Source organism: Aggregatibacter actinomycetemcomitans (genome assembly GCF_023518055.1).
In the GTDB taxonomy this organism is placed as follows: Bacteria; Pseudomonadota; Gammaproteobacteria; order Enterobacterales; family Pasteurellaceae; genus Aggregatibacter; species Aggregatibacter actinomycetemcomitans.
This window is the reverse complement of the sequence record NZ_CP085096.1, coordinates 193759-216339: the sequence shown is the minus strand read 5'-3', so window position 1 is coordinate 216339 and position 22581 is coordinate 193759. Positions and strand designations below refer to the sequence as shown.

23 protein-coding genes and 1 pseudogene are annotated in these 22581 nt (G+C 45.1%); 8 read left to right on the top strand and 16 right to left on the bottom strand.

What is annotated here, in order from left to right:
• Positions 1-28 precede the first annotated feature (28 nt).
• Together LIN98_RS01080 and LIN98_RS01075 are read right to left on the bottom strand one after the other, a co-directional pair.
• Entirely contained in the window at positions 29-367 is a 339-nt protein-coding gene (locus tag LIN98_RS01080; RefSeq protein WP_005566508.1) for a YciI family protein, read from the bottom strand.
• Between the two features lie 39 nt (positions 368-406).
• Complete coding sequence (locus tag LIN98_RS01075) at positions 407-958, bottom strand: NAD(P)H-dependent oxidoreductase (protein ID WP_053330360.1); 552 nt, start codon at positions 956-958, stop codon at positions 407-409.
• 14 nt (positions 959-972) lie between these two features.
• On the opposite strand from LIN98_RS01075, the gene LIN98_RS01070 reads away from it, so the two are divergent.
• Positions 973-1494 (top strand): type 2 periplasmic-binding domain-containing protein, encoded by a 522-nt coding sequence (locus LIN98_RS01070; RefSeq protein ID WP_014167468.1) that lies wholly within the window; start codon positions 973-975, stop codon positions 1492-1494.
• A gap of 29 nt (positions 1495-1523) precedes the next feature.
• On the opposite strand, the gene LIN98_RS10375 is transcribed toward LIN98_RS01070, so the two are convergent.
• From LIN98_RS10375 to mobA, 7 genes are all read right to left on the bottom strand, one after another.
• Positions 1524-1655, bottom strand: coding sequence for a hypothetical protein (locus LIN98_RS10375; protein WP_005588815.1), 132 nt, complete (start codon positions 1653-1655; stop codon positions 1524-1526).
• 34 nt (positions 1656-1689) lie between these two features.
• Entirely contained in the window at positions 1690-1926 is a 237-nt protein-coding gene (locus tag LIN98_RS01065) for a recombinase RecA (protein ID WP_005547771.1), read from the bottom strand.
• A 63-nt stretch (positions 1927-1989) separates the two neighbouring features.
• Positions 1990-3654 (bottom strand): fructose-specific PTS transporter subunit EIIC, encoded by a 1665-nt coding sequence (locus LIN98_RS01060; RefSeq protein ID WP_005570560.1) that lies wholly within the window; start codon positions 3652-3654, stop codon positions 1990-1992.
• A 4-nt stretch (positions 3655-3658) separates the two neighbouring features.
• The gene (fruK, locus tag LIN98_RS01055; RefSeq protein ID WP_148321857.1) at positions 3659-4600 is read right to left on the bottom strand and encodes a 1-phosphofructokinase; all 942 of its coding nucleotides are present in this window, start codon (positions 4598-4600) and stop codon (positions 3659-3661) included.
• A 2-nt stretch (positions 4601-4602) separates the two neighbouring features.
• A complete protein-coding gene (fruB, locus tag LIN98_RS01050; RefSeq protein WP_005570557.1) occupies positions 4603-6132 on the bottom strand; it encodes a fused PTS fructose transporter subunit IIA/HPr protein in 1530 nt (509 codons plus the stop codon).
• 111 nt (positions 6133-6243) lie between these two features.
• Positions 6244-6774, bottom strand: coding sequence for a hypothetical protein (locus LIN98_RS01045; RefSeq protein WP_014167466.1), 531 nt, complete (start codon positions 6772-6774; stop codon positions 6244-6246).
• 98 nt (positions 6775-6872) lie between these two features.
• The gene (gene mobA / locus LIN98_RS01040) at positions 6873-7457 is read right to left on the bottom strand and encodes a molybdenum cofactor guanylyltransferase MobA (protein ID WP_005566501.1); all 585 of its coding nucleotides are present in this window, start codon (positions 7455-7457) and stop codon (positions 6873-6875) included.
• 83 nt (positions 7458-7540) lie between these two features.
• Between mobA and LIN98_RS01035 the strand changes: the two genes are divergently transcribed.
• The 7 genes from LIN98_RS01035 (at position 7541) to mutS (ending at position 14674) form a co-directional block, all read left to right on the top strand.
• A complete protein-coding gene (locus LIN98_RS01035) occupies positions 7541-7807 on the top strand; it encodes a YihD family protein (protein WP_005547759.1) in 267 nt (88 codons plus the stop codon).
• 18 nt (positions 7808-7825) lie between these two features.
• Entirely contained in the window at positions 7826-8443 is a 618-nt protein-coding gene (gene dsbA / locus LIN98_RS01030) for a thiol:disulfide interchange protein DsbA (protein WP_005566499.1), read from the top strand.
• Between the two features lie 59 nt (positions 8444-8502).
• Positions 8503-8832 carry a MaoP family protein gene (locus tag LIN98_RS01025; protein ID WP_005566497.1) on the top strand — a complete coding sequence of 110 codons (330 nt, stop codon included), beginning with the start codon at positions 8503-8505 and terminating at the stop codon, positions 8830-8832.
• 69 nt (positions 8833-8901) lie between these two features.
• The gene (trmA, locus tag LIN98_RS01020) at positions 8902-9999 is read left to right on the top strand and encodes a tRNA (uridine(54)-C5)-methyltransferase TrmA (protein ID WP_005566495.1); all 1098 of its coding nucleotides are present in this window, start codon (positions 8902-8904) and stop codon (positions 9997-9999) included.
• Position 10000: 1 nt separating this feature from the next.
• On the top strand, positions 10001-10759 hold the full coding sequence (locus tag LIN98_RS01015) for a class I SAM-dependent methyltransferase (protein WP_005566493.1): 759 nt from the start codon (positions 10001-10003) through the stop codon (positions 10757-10759).
• A 183-nt stretch (positions 10760-10942) separates the two neighbouring features.
• Entirely contained in the window at positions 10943-11989 is a 1047-nt protein-coding gene (locus tag LIN98_RS01010) for a DUF4123 domain-containing protein (RefSeq protein WP_050926633.1), read from the top strand.
• An 84-nt stretch (positions 11990-12073) separates the two neighbouring features.
• The gene (gene mutS / locus LIN98_RS01005) at positions 12074-14674 is read left to right on the top strand and encodes a DNA mismatch repair protein MutS (protein WP_006710252.1); all 2601 of its coding nucleotides are present in this window, start codon (positions 12074-12076) and stop codon (positions 14672-14674) included.
• Between the two features lie 205 nt (positions 14675-14879).
• Here the strand turns inward: mutS and LIN98_RS01000 are convergent, their stop codons facing one another.
• From LIN98_RS01000 to otnK, 7 genes and pseudogenes are all read right to left on the bottom strand, one after another.
• Positions 14880-15698 carry a pyridoxal phosphatase gene (locus LIN98_RS01000; RefSeq protein ID WP_005566205.1) on the bottom strand — a complete coding sequence of 273 codons (819 nt, stop codon included), beginning with the start codon at positions 15696-15698 and terminating at the stop codon, positions 14880-14882.
• 195 nt (positions 15699-15893) lie between these two features.
• Positions 15894-17686 (bottom strand): annotated as a pseudogene (locus LIN98_RS00995) (alpha/beta hydrolase).
• A 47-nt stretch (positions 17687-17733) separates the two neighbouring features.
• Positions 17734-18462 (bottom strand): hypothetical protein, encoded by a 729-nt coding sequence (locus tag LIN98_RS00990; RefSeq protein ID WP_148326167.1) that lies wholly within the window; start codon positions 18460-18462, stop codon positions 17734-17736.
• A 24-nt stretch (positions 18463-18486) separates the two neighbouring features.
• A complete protein-coding gene (locus tag LIN98_RS00985; RefSeq protein WP_005592297.1) occupies positions 18487-19839 on the bottom strand; it encodes a GntT/GntP/DsdX family permease in 1353 nt (450 codons plus the stop codon).
• An 88-nt stretch (positions 19840-19927) separates the two neighbouring features.
• A complete protein-coding gene (otnI, locus tag LIN98_RS00980) occupies positions 19928-20704 on the bottom strand; it encodes a 2-oxo-tetronate isomerase (RefSeq protein WP_005567719.1) in 777 nt (258 codons plus the stop codon).
• 2 nt (positions 20705-20706) lie between these two features.
• Positions 20707-21339, bottom strand: a complete 633-nt coding sequence (locus LIN98_RS00975) for a 3-oxo-tetronate 4-phosphate decarboxylase (protein ID WP_005567720.1) — start codon at positions 21337-21339, stop codon at positions 20707-20709.
• Positions 21336-22580 (bottom strand): 3-oxo-tetronate kinase, encoded by a 1245-nt coding sequence (gene otnK, locus LIN98_RS00970; protein WP_005585951.1) that lies wholly within the window; start codon positions 22578-22580, stop codon positions 21336-21338. The genes LIN98_RS00975 and otnK overlap by 4 nt, the downstream gene beginning before the upstream one ends.
• Between the last annotated feature and the right edge of the window lies 1 nt (position 22581).

Below are 22581 nucleotides of genomic sequence, written 5' to 3'. Positions count from 1 at the left end.
TTTGCTGCCTTTAAGCATCAATGTGTCATCATAATGTTTTACCATTTCCAAAGCAATCACCAAACCCAATCCTGAACTTTGCTTTACTAATATCCGCCGCGATCATTTTCGGGGCGAATTCGCGGATTTCATATTTGGCGAAATCCGGGTAGTAGCAATCTTCTTCCAAGATTTTTTGGAATGCTTCACGGCTTTCGGTTTTCGCGAAAATGACGCCTGAATGGGCATCGGTGTCGATGTAAGGACCGAGCATTAAAAATTTGCCTGCTTGGAAGTATTTTTTGAACCATTCCACATGGATTGGGAATAACTCGTTTTGTTTTTCTTCAGAAACGGAGGGGTTTACAGTGATGTTGATGATGTACATGTTTTTTTCTTGTAGGATGCAACTCGTTGCACCTACGAATTACGCTGTCGCCTTATCAATCACCGCCACTAAACGTGCCGCGTGATCTGGTGCCATGGCTTTTTGTGCGGCGACTTTCGCTTCGTCTCGTCCCGCATAGCTTACGCCGCAGGTGATGACCAGCGCTTGATAGTCCAAAGTACATAAGGTGGCGAAGGTTTCAAATTGCGACAAGTAATCTTCCACGGTGTGTTTGAAGAAACCGTCTTTTTGATACACTTCATTTGGTGCGCCGGTGGTGGAAATAATTAATTTTTTACCGCCGATTTTTGCCGCTGAACCGTGTGCAAATCCGTATACAAAACTTTGTCGATTCACAATTTCATTACTCGGTACGGAATACCAGGAGAACGGGAATTGGAACACAATCACGTCCGCTTCCAAAATCACCGATTGTTCCGCGTCAATATCAAATTTATAGGTCGGGTAAAGGCTGTCTAAGCGACGGATTTTTACATCGGGTAACGTGTTTTCGACCGCTTGTAGAATTTCCACATTTGCCACAGAATGGTTTGAATCCGGGTGACCTGAAACGATAAGTACATTTTTCATGTTGCTTTCCTTGTTTGTTGATTCGTCATCTGGTGTTGCACATTGAGGTGTTAACCAACCTGATTGAAGATGGCTTTGATTTGGGCATTCGTTTCGGTAATCGGCTGAATGAAGGTATAGTGGCGCGGAAATTGATGAATCCTTTTAAAGAAGGGCTTTATGTCAGTAAATCTTACGTGGCGCAGTACGGCATACCGAAAACGCCGAAAGCGTTGGCGGGACATAAACTCATCGGCTATCGCTTCATTTCCTCCAATCGCATTGAACCGCTGGTACTGGATATTGACGGGCAGGACACGGCGTTGGATATGGGTATGCCGTTATTTGTAACGACCCGGAAATCATCGCTGATGCCACTCGCGAAGGCTTGGACATCGGGCGTATTTTTGAAACCAGTCTGCAATTTTTCCCCGACAAAGCTCAATTTATCCCCGTGCTGCAAAAATACTGGCGTCAATCCCCCGCGCTTTATTTGTATTATTTACAACACAGTCAAAAGGCGAAAAAAGAGTAGGTGCTCATTGAATTTTTGTTAGAGAAGGGGAGAGAAAGGGGCTATATTTAGCTATTTTTGCACAGCACACACGGCATTATAGGTTAAAAAAGTGCGGTCAAAATCCACCGCACTTTTACCACAGCTGATCCAGCGCGATAACCAATAATGTATGAACACATAAGGGAGTAGGCTTATGTTCATTTACCCCAAACGTTAGCGGAACCGTAGCCTGTTTTTAAATCACGCTTTTCGCCCAATTCACTGCCGTTTCAATGGTTTTTCGCGCCTGGGGGCTGTTACGCCAGCAAGTGGAACCGGTTATTTCGGCGCCGCGTTGGAGAATAAAATCCGGGCTAGTGGCGGCGAGTGTGCTGACATCATCCAAGCCCATTTCTTCCAAGCGTTTTAAAATCGTCTCACCGATGCCCTTTTGCGCCAAAAGAGCGCGTTTTTCAGAGTCGCTAAATGGCATATTGTCGTCCTTACAAGATAAAAAAGTGCGGTCAAAATCCACCGCACTTTATTCACATTGATATTATGCTTCTGCTTTTGGTTTAATCACCGCATACACTACGCCGGTCACGACAGAGCCGATAGCGATGGCGCTGAGGTACATCAACGGTTCGGAGACAAACGGGATCACGAATAAACCGCCGTGCGGCGCTTGTAGCGCAATGCCGCAGCTCATGGAAATTGCCCCTGCGGTAGCGCCGCCTAACACGGAACTGATAATCACGCGGAGCGGATCTGCTGCCACGAACGGCAACGCCCCTTCAGAGATAAAGCATAATCCCAGTACGAAAGAGGCTTTCCCTGCATCACACTGATTGGCGGTGAATTTATTACGTGCTAACCAAGTAGCGATTGCCATGCCAATTGGCGGCACCATACCGGCAGCCATGGCGGCGGCCATCGGAGTGTGAATCTGTGACGCCAACAGACCTACCGAGAAGGTGTAAGCCGCTTTGTTTACCGGACCGCCCATATCAATACACATCATGCTGCCGATAATTACCCCGAGCACGATGGCATTTACATCTCCTATAGATTTCAGCCAATCACTTAACGCCGCCATAATTTTGGCAACCGGTGGGTTAATGATGTAAATCATCGCCAAGCCCACAATGAGCGTGCCAAGTAGCGGTAAAATCAAAATTGGTTTTAAAGAAGTTAAACTTGGTGGCAATTTAATGGCGTTGTTCAAGCTTTTCACCACATAACCCGCAAGGAAACCGGCGATAATCCCGCCCAAAATCCCCGCGCCCGCCATGGTGGCAAGCATACCGCCGATTAAACCGACCGCCAGCCCCGGACGGTCGGCAATAGAAAACGCCACATAGCCGGCGAAGACGGCGATCATTAAGTGGAACGCTGCGCCACCACCGATGTCCATTAAGGCTTTCGGCAAGCCGCCTGCGATGGTTTCGTCTTTAAACGCTTCAATCCCGAACATGAAGGAAATGGCGATCAGCAAACCGCCCGCCACCACCAACGGCAACATGTGCGATACGCCGGTCATCAGGTGTTTGTACACGCCTTTCTTCTCGCCGCTTTCTTCCGCTTTTGCGCCCACTTGTGCCGCTCCGCCATCAAACACTTTGGCTTCTTTGAAGGCTTTTTCAAATTCCTGCGCGGTTTTCTTCAAGGCAAGCCCGGTGGAAGTGCGGTACATTAATTTGCCTTTGAATTTGTCTAACGGCACATCAATATCCGCCGCCACAAAGACAAGATCCGCCGCCGCCACTTCTTCCGGCGTAATTTCATTGCCGGCACCTACCTGACCGCGGGTTTCCACTTTCACCTGCCAGCCTTGTTGTTTGGCGTAGGTTTCAATCGCTTCAGCAGACATGAAGGTATGCGCCACGCCCGTCGGGCAAGCGGTCACTGCTACGATATTTTTAATTTTACCGTCAGAAACGACCGCACTTTTCGTTGGCGGAACATAATCCTGTGCCTGTTGAATAGCGGTGTCTAACAACTGTTCCGGCGCATTAAAGTGCTCGTCGATTTTCGCCAAAAACACTTTTTTGCCGTGAAATTGCGGGTTATTCGGTAGCTGATCGCCAAGCACGATAATCAACTCTGCTGCATCGGTGTTATCCACGATTTGATGTTGGGTCGCCGCCGCGCTGAGCATTTGGCGCAATAAAAAGGCTTTTGCATTGCCGAAACCGGCGGATGGAGTGAAATAAATATGCATAAAATTATCCCTCAATGACAGTGATTTTGACATTGTTTAAAATCGGTTCAAGTAAGCTGCGGTCTGAAATACCTACGTTACTTTGCGACACGGCAAAGGCGGATACCGCGCTGGCGAAGGCAAGCGTTTGCTGTTGCGGCAAGCCGTTAATTACGCCGTAAATCAAGCCCGCCACCATAGAATCGCCCGCGCCCACGGTGCTGACCACGTTTTCGCATTTCGGCGGTTGCGCCTGTACGGCGGCTGTATCGCTCAACCACAACGAACCGTTGGCGCCCATGGAAATAATCACGTTAGCAATGCCTTGTGCTTTCAGTTTTTTCGCCGCCGCGATAATGTCGTCCAAGGTCGGCAGCGCATGACCAATCCAGGCTTCCAACTCACGATGATTCGGTTTAACCAACCAAGGTTGCGCCGTTAAGCCGGCGGTCAATGCGGCGTTACTGCTGTCCAACACCACTTTTACGCCCGCCTGATGTAACTGTTTTAACCAGTCGGCGAATAGTTCCGGTGTCACGCCGCGTGGCAAGCTGCCGCACACGGCGACGATGTCGAAGGCTTTGCAATAGGCGAGAGAATCCGTCACAAACTGTTGCCATGCGTCGGCACTGATTTTATAACCTAAGAAATTCAAGTCCGTGACGTCCGCTTCGGTTTCGGTGATTTTCACGTTAATGCGGGTTTTACCCGGCACGCGTTGGAATTTATCTTGTAGCCCCAATTTGTCGAACAGGGTGACGAAATCCCCTTGGTTATCTTCGCCAAGGAACCCGCCCACGGTGACATCCACGTCCAAATCTTTTAACACTTTCGCCACGTTAATGCCTTTGCCCGCCGGGAAAAAACCGAGGGTTTCCACGGTGTTCACTTCGCCCAATTCAATACGTTTTAAACGCCCGACCAAATCGTAAGCGGAGTTTAAGGTGATGGTTGCGACTTTTGCCATAATTATTCTCCCAATCCTGCGTTGATCGCGGCGCCGATGCCGTCGATGGCTTGTTGCGCTTGCTCACCGGTCGCTACGAAACGCAGGCGATGGCCTTTCACGACACCCAACGCCACCACTTTCATCAGGCTTTTCGCGCTGACCAGTTGTGAATCGCGCGATAGATTTTGCACCGCCACATTGGCGTTGTATTTTTTCACTTCGCTCACTAATACTGCAGCAGGGCGGGCGTGTAAGCCATGTTCGTTTTTCACTTCAAAAATGCCTTCCACCGATTCACCCGGATTTTGCACCGCACTTTCATGGCTTGACGCAGAGGCTGCCGGCGTAGCTTGTCCCATAACTTCGATAGTATCCGGTTCACTCGGCGGTACGGCAGAAACGCCTTCGCCAAGACCGGCAGCAATCACTTTGCCGATGGCTTCCATGGCGGCTTGCGCATCTTCACCTTCCGCTACGAAACGTAAACGATGTCCTTGGGTCACGCCCAACGCTACGATTTTCATCAGGCTCTTGGCGCTCACCGGTGCACTAGCGCGCGTGAGGTTTTCTACATTGATTTTTGAGGTAAATTTCTTCACTTCGTTGACTAAAATGGCACTCGGACGGGCGTGTAAACCGTGTTCGTTACGAATGGTGAAAGTGCCGACCACGCTGCCGCCCGCCACCGCCGGTTCACTTGAAGCGGTTGGCGCTACCGCTTCAGGAATTGCCACGCCGTTTAACGCAGCGACAATTTGCGCGCCGTCACCGTTTAACAAGATTTGTTGCACTTTCGCATCCAATAAACGGGTTAACGCCTCGTTGATTTGATCGTTGGCATAGGCGACCGTCACCACGCCGTGCACGGCTTTATTATTCAGACTGAACGCCTGTTTTGCACGACTAAAGGCAATCGCGTTCTTTTGATTGCCTACCGCCGCATCGGTTACCCATAAACCTTGCACCAACGGCAACGCCGGATTGGCGATGACCTCGGAAACGTATTGATTATTGACCGCACTTTGCTGTTCCAATTTGCCCGCGTTGATGGCGATTAAGGTCAACAGGCTGGCGGTGTCCACATCCAAACTGATGTTTTCGGCGGCTACTTTAAATGCTTCCGCTTCGCCCATTAAAATGGCACGGAATTTTTTCACATCGGTCAGCGTGGCGAGTTTGGCGGCGGTGTCTTCATTCCCCAGCACGTGCGTCAGTTGGCGCAACAATGCCAAATGCTCGTCGGAGCGCGCGGCAATGCCAATTACCACATAAGCGATATTGCCTTCACCCCATTCAATGCCCTGTGGAAATTGGAAAATCTGCACGCCGGTATTTTTCACCATGCTGCGGGTTTCTAACGTACCGTGCGGAATGGCAATGCCGTTACCCAAAAACGTCGAGGTTTGTTGTTCGCGTCCTAACATTCCTTGCAGGTAGCCGCTTTCCACATAACCCGCCTGTTCAAGCGCATTTGCCGCCATTTCAATAGCTTGCTGCTTATTGTCGGCTTGCGCCGCCAGATGAATGTTACTTTCAGGTAAATTAAACATTCTGTCTCCTTGTATCTGCGAGATATAAATAAGGTACTGAATAAGGCAAAAACCTTTCAGCCTTGGATTAAAAATACAAAAAACTGCCGACCAAAACCGACAGTTTTTTCATTATTTTCCGGTGCAAAGTTTGAGCAGCTGCTCGGAACCTTGCGCAATATATTCATCATGTTCTGACCGCACTTTGCCTTTTTGTAAATCTAACATGGCATCATAAATACCTTGTGTAGTGCTCGGCGTATCAATGTAGCTCCAGCAATTCGGATTCAATTTGGCGAAATTGCCTTGCAACGCCTCAGCATGAAGCACGCCGCTGTAATAAGCGTACACATCGGAATCTTGACCTTGCGGGCTATACAGTTTTTCTTTGATCTGTTCAGCCGGAATGAGGATTCTGCCCAAATACCAGTCTTTCGCGCCGCTGGCGAACGAGTTGACATTGTAGTTATCGTTTACGCGATCGCGATAGGTTTCCACCGTGGCTTCATAAGCGGTAGCGTAGGATTTTTGATCGATTTTATCTTCGTCTAAGTTAATGACAGTTTTTTTGTCGCCCATAAACGGCACATAAGAGGAAATAGAAGAAAGGGAACACGCACTCAACAGGGAGGCAAACACAAGAATGGAAAGTTTTTTTAACATAAAAATCCTTGAATGTCGGTTAAATCGGATAAGTTAACGCAAACGTGGCAGCCATTATACTGCTTATGTCCGGTTTCGCAATAAATAGCGCAGAATAGTTACGCCTGTCCGTTAAGTTGCTGCAACTCATCGAATGTATTGATATTGGCAAACGCCTGTTTATTTTCCGAAAAATCCACGCTCACTGCGCCGTTTTGGCGCATAAAATGCAGCATTCGGCGCTCGCCCGAAGCTAAATAGGCGGCAAGTTTGTCTTTCAGACTGCGCGCCATTAAACAGAAGGTCGGATGTTCCCGCTCGCCATCATGGGCATAGGCAACAGAAACGCCGTGAAAAATGACCGCACTTTTGAGCTTTTCCAGCAGATTTTCCGGGAAAAACGGGCTGTCGCAGGGTACAAATAAGACAAAATCCGTGTCGGATCGTTCCAACGCCGTCAAAATCCCGCTTAACGGGCCTTGAAACCCCTCCATATTATCGGCAAATACCGGCAAGCCGGCAGCGGCATAATCGGCTTGATTGCGATTGGTATTCACCGAAACCTGCGCCACCTGCGAACACAGCCGTTCATAAATCCACTGAAACAGCGGTTTGCCGTGCAATCGCTGTAAGCCTTTGTCCGCACCGCCCATACGCGTCGCCCGCCCGCCGGCTAAAATTACCGCGCTGATTGAAATTGTCATGTTTTCTTCCGTCGTTATATTTTCTTCCGGGGTTAATTCAAGTATGATCCCGCCGTTTATTTCTCAATAATAAGGAAAAGCGTATGAAATGTCATCGCCTGAATGAAGTGTTGGAACTTTTGCAACCGTACTGGTCTAAAGACTCCGATTTGCATTTAACGCAGATTTTGCAAAAAATCGCTGACGAAGCAGGTTTTGATAAGCCGTTAACCGAATTACCGGACGAAGTGATTATTTATCACTTAAAAATGGCAGGAAAAGACAAATTTGAACCGATTCCCGGGATCAAAAAAGATTATGAAGAAGATTTTAAAGCTGCTTTATTAAAAGCACGTGGAATTATTAAGTAGTTATATTAAGGATTGTCAATGAAAAAATGGTTATTTTTAGCCCTTACCGCCGCGTTTTCCGTCTCCGTGCAAGCACAGGATTTAACGGAAGGCAAACAATACACCGTAGTGGAAGGTCAACAACGCACCGCCCAGCCTGAAGTGATTGAATTTTTCTCTTTCTATTGCCCGCATTGTTATTCCTTTGAAGCGCAATATCACATCCCGCAAAAAGTTGCCGAAGCCTTGCCGGAAGGCACCTCTTTTAAACAATACCATGTGGATTTCTTAGGTCTTCAGTCGGAAAACCTAACTCGCGCCTGGGCGTTGGCGATGGCGATCAAAGCGGAAGAAAAAGTCAAAATACCATTGTTTAAAGCGGCACAAACCAACACGTTAAAATCTATGGATGACATTCGCCAAATCTTTATTGATAACGGCATTTCTGCCGAACAATTTGACGGCGGCATCAACAGTTTTGCGGTAAGTGGTTTAGTCGCCAAACAGCAAAATTTGGTGGAAAAATACCAACTGCGCGGTGTGCCGGATTTCTACGTGAATGGCAAATATCGCGTAAATACAGAAGGTTTGGCGCGCGATGAAAAGGGTTTCGTTGCCGAATATGTTGAAACCGTAAAAGGTTTATTGCAAAGATAAGCAAAAATTGGTTTAATGCCTGCCGATTTTATTTTCGAACAGTATTTTTAGAGGATTATATGGCTGAGAGTTTTAGCGTCACACGTCGTTTTTTCGATGACAAAAATTACCCGCGCGGCTTCGCCCGTCACGGCGACTACACCATCAAAGAAGCACAGGCTTTAGAGCAATACGGACAAGCATTCCGTGCTTTGGATTCAGGCGAGCGTAAACCTGCAACGGCAGAAGAAAAAGCCTTCGTGGCGTTCTGTCGTGGTAAACGTGAAGCGGAAACCTTCTTTGAGAAGACCTGGAATAAATATCGCAGCCATATTTCTGCCAGCAAACGCCTCTACACCTTATCCGGCGTGGTGAGTGTAGATAATCTGGACGACTACTCGGCAGACTAATCACGCAATAACAATCAGAAGGCTTGGGGTTCCGAGCCTTTTGTTTTACCGCCAACCCGATGAGTTCCTATGCTTTATTTACCTGTTGAACGTTACTCCGTGCTACTTGCAGAAAAGCAAAAAAAACTGACCGCACTTTTCGCCCCGTTTAATGCCCCCGAATTACAGGTTTTTGCCTCACCGACACAGCATTTCCGTATGCGTGCGGAATTTCGTATTTGGCATGAACAGGACGATTTCTATCACATCATGTTCGATCAGCAAAGCAAGCAACGTTATCGTGTGGATCGCTTTCCCATTGCCAACGAATTGATTAACCGCATGATGACGGCATTATTACCGTTGCTGAAACAACAAATGGTGTTGCACCACAAGCTGTTCCAAATTGATTATCTCAGCACCCAAAGCGGGCAAATTATCGTCAGTCTGTTATATCACAAAACCTTAGACGACGCGTGGCAGACTGCCGCACAAACCCTACGCACCCAACTGCAGCAACAAGGCTTCAACGTGCAGCTTATCGGGCGCGCCAGTAAGCAAAAAATCTGCCTGGAACAGGATTATGTGGACGAAATCCTCAGCGTGCACGGCAAGCAGTACATTTATCGCCAAGTAGAAAACAGTTTCACCCAGCCGAACGCGGCGGTGAATAGCAAAATGCTGGAATGGGCGGTGGATTGCACCCGCAACAGCCACGGGGATTTGCTGGAACTGTATTGCGGCAACGGCAATTTTTCCATCACCTTGGCGCAAAATTTCCGCCAAGTCCTCGCCACAGAAATCGCCAAACCGTCCGTGGTGGCGGCACAATTTAACATTGTCGCCAACAAGGTGGAAAATTTACAGATTATCCGTATGTCCGCTGAAGAATTCACCCAAGCCATGCAAGGCGTGCGCGCGTTTAACCGGCTCAAAGGCATTGATTTGACTGCCTACCAATGCAACACGATTTTCGTCGATCCGCCGCGTGCCGGATTGGATAACCAAACCCTGAAATTAGTGCAGCAGTACGAGCGTATTTTGTACATTTCCTGCAACCCGCACACCCTGTGCGACAATCTGCAAACCCTCTGCCAAACCCACCGCATTGAAAAAGCCGCGCTGTTCGATCAATTTCCTTATACGGAACACATGGAAGCGGGCGTGTGGTTGGTGAGGAAGTCATAACATGAACATCCAGCTCCTCTGTGAAACAAAAACACCGGAAAAACCAACCGCACTTTTTACCGACGCCGGTTTAACGCACGATCCGCATAGTCCCTTGGCGTTGGTGTGGACGGAAGCGGACGGCGTGGAACGCCTGGAATTGCGCAAATTGGATGAACCGAAACTTGGCGCGGTGTTTGTGGATTTTGTCGGCGGCGCGATGGCGCATCGGCGCAAATTCGGCGGAGGACGCGGCGAAGCGGTGGCAAAAGCGGTGGGCGTTAAACAAGACAAACTCCCCACCGTCATCGACGCCACCGCAGGATTGGGGCGCGATGCCTTTGTGCTGGCGACGCTCGGTTGCCAAGTAAAGTTGGTTGAACGCCACCCGGTGGTTCGCCTGTTACTGCAAGACGGTTTGCAACGTGCTTATGCCGACGAAGAAATCGGCAGCTGGATGCAACGCAATATGCAGCTATTGCCTTATCAACACATCAATGAACTCAACCCCGAAACGGATTGTGCTGATGTGGTGTATCTTGACCCCATGTACCCGCATAAAACCAAAAACGCGTTAGTCAAAAAAGAAATGCGCGTCTTCCAACACCTCGTGGGCGCAGATCTAGATGCCGATGAACTGCTCTCCCCCGCGTTACAACTTGCCCGTCAACGGGTGGTGGTCAAACGCCCGGACTACGCCGATTTTCTCGCCCGAAAAACACCGCACTTTTCCCGCGAAACCAAAAACCATCGCTTTGATGTGTATGTGAAACATGGGTAGGTATTTTTATTGATATATAGGCGTTTCCTAACCATTCCGTTGCTATGTTAAGGTAAGCCGATTTAACAAAATCGGAGATTGATTTTTTCTGAATAAAGCCTCTAAAACAATTTGGGTGACACAATACCGTTTTGCCCCAACAACTCGACAAACGAACAATTTACCGGTTATGTGCTTGGTTTAATGTCGGACAGAGAAAGTTATCAACAAGCTGTTGAAACGTTTCTATCGACACAAAATTTATCCGGGCATTTTCAACTTGCCGCGCTACCTATTCAAATTTGGTTTACCCGACATGACTTTTCTGCCCCGTTATGGCGATTAGCACAGCAAATATCGCCGGAAAACCCGATAATTTTATTCCGGGAAAATGCGTTATCGGTTGAAGCCATCACCGAAGATACCGAATATCTTGTGCAGGAATCAGTTACATTTGAGCCTTTCCTTGATATTTTTAGTAAGAACGCATTACCTGATATTTTGAAAAAAGGCTTTTTCGCCGAATTAATCGGTTTAGATGAACGACATTTTTTAACGGATAAAGAGGAAATACCACTTCAGTTACAACAAACAGGTAAACATTATTATGCAGTAATTGACACCTCAAAAGTTGTTGCTTATCCCTCCGCCTTAAAAGGTTCGGGACAAATAGCTAATCTCTATAAGGGAAAAACAGGCGAAACATTAGAAGATGCAGCACCCTATTTATTTGAATTCGATCCCGGCAATAGCGGGAGCATTATGTTCCTGCAAAAATTATTCAGGAAAATGGAAAGTCGGGTTTTAAGCCACTGGGAAACTAATCCTGTCATTTTTATCCGTAGTGATAAGGATTTTGATATGGTTTATCACCATCTCAGAAAATTTACACACCTGTATAACCCTGAAGAAGAAATATGGTATTTCTTCCGTTTTTACGACCCAAAAGTGCTAAGCGCCTGCTTGCCATATGATGAACGTCAACCGGCAGACCGTCGAATGGAGCATATTACATCGGTATTTAATAAAGCCACCGCCATTTTTGGTGACGCTAGGCGATCTCCAACAGGTTTTAAATATCATTATATAATTTTCATCTTATTTGGTTCCCTAACTCCCAGAATAAGATGGTTTTTTTATCTTACTCCCCATACAATAGCTCTTTCCCTTAGTAGTCGTTTTTTATTAAAGCTGTGGATATGTTATACAATGTATTTTCAGCGTCTACAAAAAACCTATATTAAGACATAGGGATTTAGTAGGACTTACAGAAACCTGTTGACATAGATACGATTTATAAAACTATTAAAAACCAATTAGTTAATTTTAAAGTGTATGATTTTAGAAGATAATTTAACCCAACATACTCCCATGATGAAACAATATCTGCAACTTAAAGCAGAGAATCCGGATATTTTGTTATTTTATCGTATGGGCGATTTTTACGAGCTATTTTACGACGATGCAAAACGCGCCTCCGCCTTGTTGGATATTTCCCTGACCAAGCGCGGGCAATCCGCCGGACAGCCGATTCCTATGGCGGGCGTGCCTTATCATGCGGTGGAAGGCTATTTGGCGAAATTGGTGCAACTGGGTGAGTCGGTGGCGATTTGCGAGCAGGTCGGCGATCCGAATACCGCAAAAGGCCCTGTAGAACGCCAAATCGTGCGCATTGTCACACCGGGCACCGTGAGCGATGAAGCCCTCTTGCCGGAACGGCAGGATAATCTTATTGCCGCCGTGTATCAGGAAAAAGATCATTTCGGTTTAGCCACGCTGGATATGACCTCCGGCCGTTTTCAAGTGTGCGAGCCGCAATCCCCAGCAGATTTACAAACTGAATTACAACGCATTGAGCCGGTGGAATTGCTTTATTGTGAAGATTTTGCCGATTTTCAGCTAATTGAGCACGCCAAAGGTTTGCGTCGCCGTCCTATTTGGGAATTTGAGCTGAAAACCGCTATTCAACAGCTTTGCCATCAATTTAATACCAAGGATTTACGCGGCTTCGGCGTGGAAAAAGCGATTTTAGGCTTATGCGCCGCCGGTTGTTTATTGCAGTACGCGCGCGAAACTCAACGCACCGCGTTGCCGCATATTCAGAGCATTTATCTGGTTCAACACAGCGAAAACATTCAACTGGACGCCGCAACCCGTCGCAACTTGGAACTCACCCAAAATCTGTCGGGGGGCACGGAAAATACGCTGGCAGCGGTGTTAGATAAATGCGTTACGCCAATGGGAAGCCGCTTGCTCAAACGTTGGATTCACCAACCGATTTGCGATGTGGCGAAACTCATGCAACGCCAACAGGCCATCGGTACGATTTTAGAACAGGATTTAGCGGCGGATTTGCAACCCTATTTACAACAGGTGGGCGACATGGAACGCATTCTGGCGCGCGTGGCGTTACGCACCGCCCGCCCGCGTGATTTAACCCGTTTACGCACCGCTTTGGAGCAGATTCCTTATATTAAAAATCTGTTGGCTGAAAAAACGTCCGCCAAAATGACTGCACTTTACCAACAACTGGGTGATTTTTCCGTGCAATTCGATCTCTTACAACGGGCGATCATTGAAAGCCCACCGGTCTTAATTCGCGACGGTGGTGTTATCGCGCCGGGCTATCATGCGGAATTGGATGAATGGCGTGCGTTAGCTGATGGTGCCACCCGTTATTTAGAAGAATTGGAACAGAGTGAGCGGGAAAGCACGGGGATTGATTCGCTAAAAATCGGTTTCAATGCGGTGCACGGCTATTACATTCAAATCAGTCAAGGACAGGCGCACAAAGCGCCGATTCATTATGTGCGTCGCCAAACCCTGAAAAATGCCGAACGCTATATTATTCCCGAACTTAAAACCTATGAAGATAAAGTGCTGAAGGCAAAAGGCGCTTCCTTGGTGTTGGAAAAACAACTATATGATGAAATCTTTGCTCAATTGTTACCGCACTTAAGCCGTCTGCAACTAGCCGGTTTAGCATTAGCCGAATTAGATGTGCTGACCAACTTAGCGGAGCGGGCGGAGAATTTGAATTATGTGGCGCCGACGTTCTCAGAACAAACCGGCATTCATATTCAAAACGGACGCCATCCGGTGGTAGAACAAGTGCTGAAAGAACCGTTTATCGCCAACCCGACGGAGCTTACCGAACAGCAACATTTCCTCATCATTACCGGGCCGAACATGGGCGGTAAAAGCACCTATATGCGCCAAACTGCATTGATTACGCTGATGGCGTACATGGGCAGTTTTGTACCGGCGGACAGCGCCGTTATCGGGCCGATTGATCGCATTTTTACCCGCATCGGTGCCTCCGATGATTTGGCTTCCGGACGCTCAACCTTTATGGTAGAAATGACGGAAATGGCGAATATTTTGCATCAGGCAACGGAGAAAAGTTTGGTGTTAATTGATGAAATCGGGCGTGGAACCTCCACTTATGATGGGTTGTCTCTGGCTTGGGCATGTGCCGAGTGGCTGGCGAAAAAAATCCGTTCACTGACCCTGTTCGCCACGCACTATTTTGAATTAACTATTCTACCGGAACAAGTCAATGGTATCGGCAACATTCACTTGGATGCCATGGAACACAACGACACCATCGCATTTATGCACGCCGTTCAGCATGGCGCCGCAAGCAAAAGCTATGGCTTGGCAGTGGCGGCTTTAGCCGGTGTTCCGCAACAAGTGATCAAGTTAGCGAAGCAAAAACTTGCCCAACTGGAAAAATTGTCAAACCAAAACACCAATCAGCAAATTCAAGATCTGCGTTTATTGAACCAACGCCAAGGTGAGTTAGCTTTTGAAAGTGCAGAAGATGAGAATAAAGATATGCTGTTGCATATGTTACAAGAATTGGATCCTGACGAATTAAGCCCGAAACAGGCATTGGCTTATTTATATCAGCTGAAAAAAATGGTGAAAAATTAAAATATGCAAAAAATAAACCGCACTTGTCGTCTGCGGCCTAAAAGTTGAATAGCACAACTAACCAATTAAGGTACGCAGCACACGTGCGGTTTTATTTTATCGCTATTTTTTCAGTATCACTCGGCACAGTAGACAAAAAATCTAACATACCTCCGCAGTACCAAGCTGCATAGCGGTATTGGCCACATAATTTTCTCGGTGGTTTTTAGCCAAGTATTTCTTCAATAAACCGGGCGATGCCGTCGCTATCATTTGAACCGATAACCCGTTTTGCCTGTGCTTTTACGGCATCTTCTGCGTTTCCCATGGCAACGCTGAGTCCTACGGCGGTAAGCATACTGATGTCGTTATGATTGTCGCCGAAGGCGATAACGTTTTGCGGATCAATATTCCATAACTTTAATAAATCAAGCAGACGTGCACCTTTACTGTTGCCGTTGTTGGCAACATCCACGCGATCAATCCATGACCATTCACAGCTGAACTCCGATTCAGGCAAGGATTTGACCGCACTTTCCATAGCCTGACGATCAGGCGAGCTAATCACGAATTTCCAGATATTTTCTTTCGAGTTATTAATAATTACCTTGAAATCCGTTACCAGACGTACGTCTGGGCGCACGGCAGGCGGGCAGCTCATTGCCCATTGGGTGAATTTTTCCATGTGCGGATTTAAGCGGGTGTAGTTCATGGCATCGCGGCTATACATCAGCAAGTGGGTGTCGAATTGATCTGCAATGTCGAGCACTTTATGGCATTGTGCGGCGGAAAGCGGGTTGGCGAATTTCACTTCATCGGTTTGTGGGTAGTAAAGGTAAGTTCCGTTGCAGCAAATAATCGGCGTGTCCAAGTTCACTTCATGATAATAAGGTTTGACGGCGGTGTGATGACGCCCGGTGACAAAAACTACTTTCATGCCTTGTTTTCGTGCCAGTTGAATGGCGTGTTTGCTAGCGGGAAGAATACTGCCTTGACGGTTTAGCAAAGTACCGTCAAGATCAAACGCGATAACCTGGTATGTCATAAGATGTCCTGTGTGCAGTAAGTAATGTAAAACGGAACGATCGCCGTAGTATAGAGCGAAGCATGAAAGAAACGCAAGGCGAGCAGGGAATATTATCTCAATTATTCCGTCACAATGAAAAAATTCGATACCGAACCTGAACCAAGTATCGGGATACAGAGACCCGGCATAGCCTGCTTAATTTATCTTTATTTTTTAGGCAAGGAAACGCCCTATAACCTGCCCGCCAACAATAATCCATGTCATTAATATTGAAGTTAAAAAAACGCCTAAATACACATAACCTGTTTTTAAATAACACCAATGGCTAATTAAAATCAACACAATAAATTGTGGAATAATCACTGATAACATCATCATCCAGCGACCACCGAATTGTGGAAGTCCAATTAAATCAAAGCCCGGTCCCAATTGCATAAAATCCGGTATAAAGTGAAATAACCATAAAAGTACCAATCCACTTACCGCGAAAAAGCTCGTTTTAATTGTCCAGCCAATCAAGGTTATTGTGAAATTTTTTGCCTGTTTCATACGCATTTGTACAGTGACAACTAACCCATTAAATGAGTAAAAGAAGAATAAAATAAATAACCAGTAAATCGGAAACAAAGCAAAGCGCTCTGGTGTAAGAGGTTTAAATGCCGGCCATAAAAAGCGCAATTCAACTTGCCAGTAAGAATGAACGACATAGGCAATCCCATACAAATAACTAACTAATATGGCAGCTAAAATCAAATAGCGCCCGATTAATTGAGAGGTCGTTATATTTGGTTTGCCAGCTAAAATACCAAATTCCTGCCAAGAAATAGATTTTTTATGGGACCATAGAAAGAATAAGAGATAATTAACAATTGCACTGACGACTAACCATAAGACAATTCCATTTCCCATCTCCAATGGCATGAAATCATTGATGCAATAGGTTCATTAGCGCCTCCCCATTGCGTGAACAATGGATACAATATCATTGTCGCAATAATATTGCACATAGCGAAATGAACCCATTTACCTGAAGGCAATTCAACTTTTCTTGACGGCATTTGTGTCACGGCAGAGAAATAAGGATTCTTCAGTAAGCCTGCCGCTAAACATAACGCAGAAATAACCGCAAAAGATAACGCAAATAATCCTGCAATCTCTTTATACCAATATGTCTGTTGTTCAGGTTCAATCCAATCGGCATCTTGTTGTCCTTGTTGTAAAGCTTGATTAAACCATAAAATTGCCTCTTTATTGGTATGTGATGAAACCATCACACCTAAATGAGTACCCTCTACTAAAGCCACTCGTCTTGCTGAACCGTCAGTAAAGTTTCCATAAGTATGATCCCATTGTAAACCACCACTTTTTTCCAATGAAAATGCTTTTAGACGGTTGGTATTTTTAGCTAACTCTTTAACCGGAAAAGATTTTTCACGATAACCGGCTATTTCCTCATACAATCCCTGAGTAAGGAGATAATTATGGAGACCGGGATCTCCACCGTTACTACTTTGACCATTTATCGCTTTGTGATCAGGATTTAACTGAGCGACACGAATAGCATTTAAGGCACCTGTTGAATGACCAAAAATACCTAATCGCCGACTATCTACAAAAGGTAAAGATTTCAAATATTGATAACCATTATTTGCACCACTCATATTTTTATTTGACGCAGGTAATTTAGTTGAATAGCCATGACCAAAATGATCAATTGCAAGAACAACGAAACCACGTTTTGCTAATTCCAATGCCCCAAAAGTATTGGTTGCTTCTTTATCGCTTTGATAGCCATGCAATGCCAATAAGCCGGGTTTAGGTGTTTTATCTGTTGCAGATTGTGGGCGATACAATTTTGCCACCATTGGCTGTTGTTCTTCTGTCATAAAGGATATGGTAGAGATCTCAAGCTGACCAAAATCTCGTTCAACTAAAGCGGCTACATAAGCGCTTATGAACGTGAAAATTAAAAATAAACCACCCCACACAAAACTTTTTCTTATCATCTTATTTACCTTTTTATATTTTCAAATCACATTGATTTTTAATACTTTTAATCAAAAACTTCAGCAATACAAGTGACTTGACTTGAATCTAAACCAACAATTCTGAGTGGGGCATTAAAGAATTGTTTGATTCGAGCGTTCCTCGGCAAAAGGTTATTTTCATTTAGCGCAACAACCTGTTCAGAAAAATCATCAATAAATAAAGTTCTAACGTTCTTTCTTTCTGCATTTTGAATAACTTCATTTCGATCAATAGTCTTGCCATTAGAAAGTTTCACATATCCTATTTGCTTAATTTTATAAACTAATTTTTCGTCATAATATTGTGGGATTTTTGTTGACTGAACTTTTTCGATCTCAATGATATGACCTGATTGATCTTTTGCTCTAAACTTCATAGGGTTCTTATTATCAATAATAAGTGAGTATAAATTAGCGTTAGTATCTCTATCATCGAATTCAATAATGACAAACTTCCCTGATTTAGCCTGCGGAGTTTTCTCCGGTAAATTATTTACATATGCACGAATTATGGTTCGAGGTTGTTCTTGCCGTTCTAACAACGTAAAAACTTGGTATGTATTTCTTAAATCACTGCTTGATAAAACATAATCCTCGTACTCTAAGGCCAAACCGGTAATTTTTTGCCCTGAAGAAGTCACTTCAGCAAGTAATATTATATTGATTGGTTTTCCTTCTTTAGGAGTATCATCTTGCGCCAAAATACCAAGATCCGTAATTAATAATAAAAATGCAATTAATATTTTTCTTAACATAAAATGTTTCCTTACTTTTAAATGTTAAATAAAGAACCACATCAAACTAATAATTAAGAATGCAATACTTCCGTATATCGTGGTAAGAATAGTCCAGGTTTTTAATCCGTCAGCGACAGAGATCCCAAAGAACTTTGTCCATACCCAGAATAGGCTGTCGTTCACATGCGACAATGTCATAGAACCGGCCCCCATAGCTGCTGTAATTAATGCGATTCGCACTCCGCTATATCCGGCAGTAGTAATAATAGGCGATAGAATTGTTGCAGTAGTAATAATTGCCACTGTCGCAGAACCTTGTGCTGCGCGTAATAATGCTGCTAGCACAAAACCTAATGTAAGAACATGTAATCCGGTGCCGGATAGTACCTCAGCCAATGCCTTTCCTACACCACTTGCATCTAAAACTTTACCAAACATCCCGCCGGCACCTGTAATTAAGATAATCCCGGCAATTGGTGCCAAAGATGAGTTAAGAATTTCTTCTAACTTTTCTTTATTCCAGCCACGACGTAAGCCTAATACATAAGAAGAAACACAAACAGCCAGCAATAAGGCGAACGGCGAGCTTCCGACCATGCTAAAAATTTCACGGATTATATGTTCTTTTGGTAAAGTTACTGCTGTGATCGTGCCCAACATAATTAATACGAGCGGAAACACAATCATGCTTAAAACCGTGCCGAATTTAGGTAATCCGGAAGCATCATGAGATAGCTGTTTTTGATATTGAATTAAATCTGCTGAAGTTGGTATATGAATAAATGTGCGATTTGTGAAAAAGGGAATAAACAATTGCCCGAGTAAGTAAGCAGGTAATGCAGCGCATAAACCAATACCAAGAACAAAACCTATATCGGCATTTAATACTTGAGCACCGGCGACAACCCCCGGATGCGGTGGTAACATCACATGTACCATCAACATGGAAAGACCAATAGGTAAAGCATAAACAAGCATATTTCCGCCAAGTCTTCGTGCCACACTGAAAATGATCGGTAGTAATACGATAAAACCAACATCAACAAACACCGGAATCCCGAAAATGAATCCTGTTGCGCCTAAAGCAAAGGCGGCGTGTTTTTCACCAAATTTATCCAATAGCCAGGCAGCGAGAACATCGGCACCATTCGATTTTTCAATAATCTTTCCAAGCATAGCTCCCAATCCAACGATTAAAGCGACATTTCCCAGTGTTCCTCCCATTCCGCTTACTAAGGTTGGGATGACTTTATTCGTTGGGATGCCGGCACTTAATGCAACGGTAATACTAACAAGCCCAAGAGCAATAAAAGGATGTACTTTCCCTTTAATCATAATGGTTAACAGTGCTGCAACGCTCGTTATGCCAATTAGAATAAGTATTTCATTAGACATACAAAACTCCTTAGCTATGGATATAAAAAGGGCGGTCAATTTTCATGACGTTTTAAAAACTCTCAAAAAAACAACCGCACTTCATCACTTATTTATACTGTTCAAACCAACCTAGACCGCTTGAGGTTTCACCCCGTGGTTTGTACTCACAGCCTACGAAACCTTGGTAACCAATCTCATCTAATTTATTAAAGAGGTATTCATAATTGATTTCGCCTTCATCCGGTTCATGACGATCCGGTACGGAAGCAATTTGTACATGCGCAAATTTGCCATTTAATTTGTCGGTCAAACGGGATAAATTGCCGTCTACATTTTGAGCATGGAAGTAATCTAATTGAACAAACACATTATCGCGTTCAACACGCTCTACAATGTCTAAGGTGTCATATTGGCTTTTTAGCAAATAGTGCGGTTTCACTTCCGGACTTAATGCTTCAAGTAAAATATTCACACCATGCGGTTTAAATTTTTCTGATGCATAACGAATATTCTGAATAAAGATTTGTTGATATTCTGACTTATCCGCCCCTTCCGGTACCACCGCTGCCATAATATGGACATTCGGGCAACCAAGACCTAGCGCGTATTCCAATGCCATATCAATGTGTTGATGGCTTTGTTCCTCACGCCCGGGAATAGCAGAAACGCCCCATTCCCCTTTGGAAACATCGCCTGCCGGAGTATTAAATAAAACGACCTTTAAACCATGTTTATCCAGTTCTTGCCTGATGGTTTCAACACTGTAATCGTAAGGCCAGAGAAACTCGACATACTTAAAGCCGGCGTTAGCCGCCGCTTCAAAACGATCAATAAATGGCACTTCGTTGAACATCATGGTTAAATTAGCAGCAAATTTTGGCATAATTATTTCCCCCTGTTTTTCAATTCATTCACTTCATCGTCATTGAGATAACGAATCGGTTGCCCTTGCAATAGGAAGAACAGTTTCGCGGCTTCTTCCAATTCTTCGGTATTGTCGGCGGCATCGAGTAAATCCTTACCCGTGACCACTACGCCATGATTTGCCAATAAAAAGGCTTTACCTGACAACGCGCGTGCCTCTAATTCTTCCGCTATGCGCGGTGAACCCGGGCGGTAATAAGGAATCACCGGTAAGCTTCCGACTCGCATTACGTAATAAGGCGTAAAGGCTTTTATAGCATTTTGTGGATCAAGGTTTTCTAAACAAGAAAGCGCAGTTAAGTAACTAGAATGAAGGTGGACAATGGCCTTGCACTCCGGATTTTTGCGATACATGGCCAAATGAAAGACGGATTCTTTGGATGGTTTATCACCTTCTAACAGGTTGCCCTCCATATCTAATATGGAAAGTCGCGCTTCCTCTAAACGTCCAAGTGAAGAACCGGTAGGCGTGACTAAAATTCGATTCCCATCCAGCCGGGTGGAGAGATTTCCTGCGCCACCGACGGTGTAGCCACGTTCATAAAAAGAATGTCCAAGCCGCACCATGATTTTTTTTAATTCACCATCACTCATAACATCATTCCTTGTGCATCAGCGAAGAAGGTTTCTTTGCCGAAGTTGCCTGATTTCAATGCAAGTGCGGTCGATTCTCCCAATACTTTTAACCAAGGCACGCCCGGCGCAATTTGTTTGCCAATTTGAAAACCGGTGAAGCCAAGTTGTTGCACCACAATGCTTGAAGTTTCTCCACCCGCAGTAATAAAGTTTTCCACCTTGGCTTTTTCTTTTAGTAACTGCGCTAAGTTTGCAAAGGTTTTCTCAATAGCATGGCTTGCCCGTTCACCACCAAATCGGCTTTGAATTTGTTTCAGTTGTTCCGGTGGCACGGTGGCATAAACCATTGGTGCAAGCGGTTCAGAAAAATGAGGTTGCACTTGATCAAACAACGTTTCCGCATAATTAGATTCCGCAATAGCTTTTTCCACATCTAAATAAATGGCGGTGGCTTTTTCTTTATAGGCATTCACTTGTTTATTCGTCATCACAGAACAAGAACCGGAAAGAATCACGCTTCGTCCTTTTTTCGGTACAAAAGCATCTGTGGCTTTTTTGCCGCCACTTAATCTTGCTGCCATATAAGCCCCTAAACCGGAACCACCTGTGACTAATTTCAATTCACTGACGGCTTCTGCCAAAACAGCAAGTTGACTATTATCCACGGCATCCACAACAGCGTAGCGGAAGCCGGCTTGCTTCAACCGGGTGAAACAAGCCTTCAGGTGCTCAGCACCTTGAATCACATCTGCATAACTCACTAAACCGGTTTTACCTTTTGCTTGCGCATCCATTAAACGTATAAGATTGGCGTCTTTCATCGGTGTAATCGGGTGATCACGCATGCCGGATTCATTAAGCAACACATTACCGACGAATAAATAACCGTTAAAGATCGTTCTGCCATTGACAGGCAAAGCCGGCGTGATTACGGTAAAATCATCATCAAGTGCTTCTAACAAGGCATCCGTTACAGGACCAATATTGCCTTTTGGTGTGCTATCAAAGGTGGAACAATATTTAAAATAGAACTTAGAACAACCGCTCTTTTGTAGCCAGTGAAGCGCCTGCAATGATTGTTCAATAGCTTCATTCACCGGGTTGGAACGAGATTTTAAACCGATGACAATGGCATCCACTTTTTCTGTTAATGGCGCGTTTGGCACGCCATTCATTTGTACCGTATGCAAGCCATTTTCAACTAAGAAACTGGCAATATCGCTTGCGCCGGTGAAATCATCAGCAATTACACCTAACATC

Bases quoted from the DNA above. Each gene is read 5' to 3' on its own strand.
- mutS (WP_006710252.1), top strand. From the start codon at position 12,074: ATGATTTTAGAAGATAATTTAACCCAACATACTCCCATGATGAAACAA.
- LIN98_RS01015 (WP_005566493.1), top strand. From the start codon at position 10,001: ATGAACATCCAGCTCCTCTGTGAAACAAAAACACCGGAAAAACCAACC.
- LIN98_RS00975 (WP_005567720.1), bottom strand. From the start codon at position 21,339: ATGAGTGATGGTGAATTAAAAAAAATCATGGTGCGGCTTGGACATTCT.
- LIN98_RS01010 (WP_050926633.1), top strand. From the start codon at position 10,943: ATGTCGGACAGAGAAAGTTATCAACAAGCTGTTGAAACGTTTCTATCG.
- trmA (WP_005566495.1), top strand. From the start codon at position 8,902: ATGCTTTATTTACCTGTTGAACGTTACTCCGTGCTACTTGCAGAAAAG.
- LIN98_RS01035 (WP_005547759.1), top strand. From the start codon at position 7,541: ATGAAATGTCATCGCCTGAATGAAGTGTTGGAACTTTTGCAACCGTAC.
- dsbA (WP_005566499.1), top strand. From the start codon at position 7,826: ATGAAAAAATGGTTATTTTTAGCCCTTACCGCCGCGTTTTCCGTCTCC.
- fruB (WP_005570557.1), bottom strand. From the start codon at position 6,132: ATGTTTAATTTACCTGAAAGTAACATTCATCTGGCGGCGCAAGCCGAC.
- otnI (WP_005567719.1), bottom strand. From the start codon at position 20,704: ATGCCAAAATTTGCTGCTAATTTAACCATGATGTTCAACGAAGTGCCA.
- LIN98_RS01075 (WP_053330360.1), bottom strand. From the start codon at position 958: ATGAAAAATGTACTTATCGTTTCAGGTCACCCGGATTCAAACCATTCT.
- LIN98_RS01045 (WP_014167466.1), bottom strand. From the start codon at position 6,774: ATGTTAAAAAAACTTTCCATTCTTGTGTTTGCCTCCCTGTTGAGTGCG.
- LIN98_RS00985 (WP_005592297.1), bottom strand. From the start codon at position 19,839: ATGTCTAATGAAATACTTATTCTAATTGGCATAACGAGCGTTGCAGCA.
- LIN98_RS01025 (WP_005566497.1), top strand. From the start codon at position 8,503: ATGGCTGAGAGTTTTAGCGTCACACGTCGTTTTTTCGATGACAAAAAT.
- LIN98_RS00990 (WP_148326167.1), bottom strand. From the start codon at position 18,462: ATGTTAAGAAAAATATTAATTGCATTTTTATTATTAATTACGGATCTT.
- LIN98_RS01080 (WP_005566508.1), bottom strand. From the start codon at position 367: ATGTACATCATCAACATCACTGTAAACCCCTCCGTTTCTGAAGAAAAA.
- mobA (WP_005566501.1), bottom strand. From the start codon at position 7,457: ATGACAATTTCAATCAGCGCGGTAATTTTAGCCGGCGGGCGGGCGACG.
- LIN98_RS01000 (WP_005566205.1), bottom strand. From the start codon at position 15,698: ATGACATACCAGGTTATCGCGTTTGATCTTGACGGTACTTTGCTAAAC.
- otnK (WP_005585951.1), bottom strand. From the start codon at position 22,580: ATGTTAGGTGTAATTGCTGATGATTTCACCGGCGCAAGCGATATTGCC.
- LIN98_RS01065 (WP_005547771.1), bottom strand. From the start codon at position 1,926: ATGCCATTTAGCGACTCTGAAAAACGCGCTCTTTTGGCGCAAAAGGGC.
- LIN98_RS10375 (WP_005588815.1), bottom strand. From the start codon at position 1,655: ATGAACATAAGCCTACTCCCTTATGTGTTCATACATTATTGGTTATCG.
- LIN98_RS01060 (WP_005570560.1), bottom strand. From the start codon at position 3,654: ATGCATATTTATTTCACTCCATCCGCCGGTTTCGGCAATGCAAAAGCC.
- fruK (WP_148321857.1), bottom strand. From the start codon at position 4,600: ATGGCAAAAGTCGCAACCATCACCTTAAACTCCGCTTACGATTTGGTC.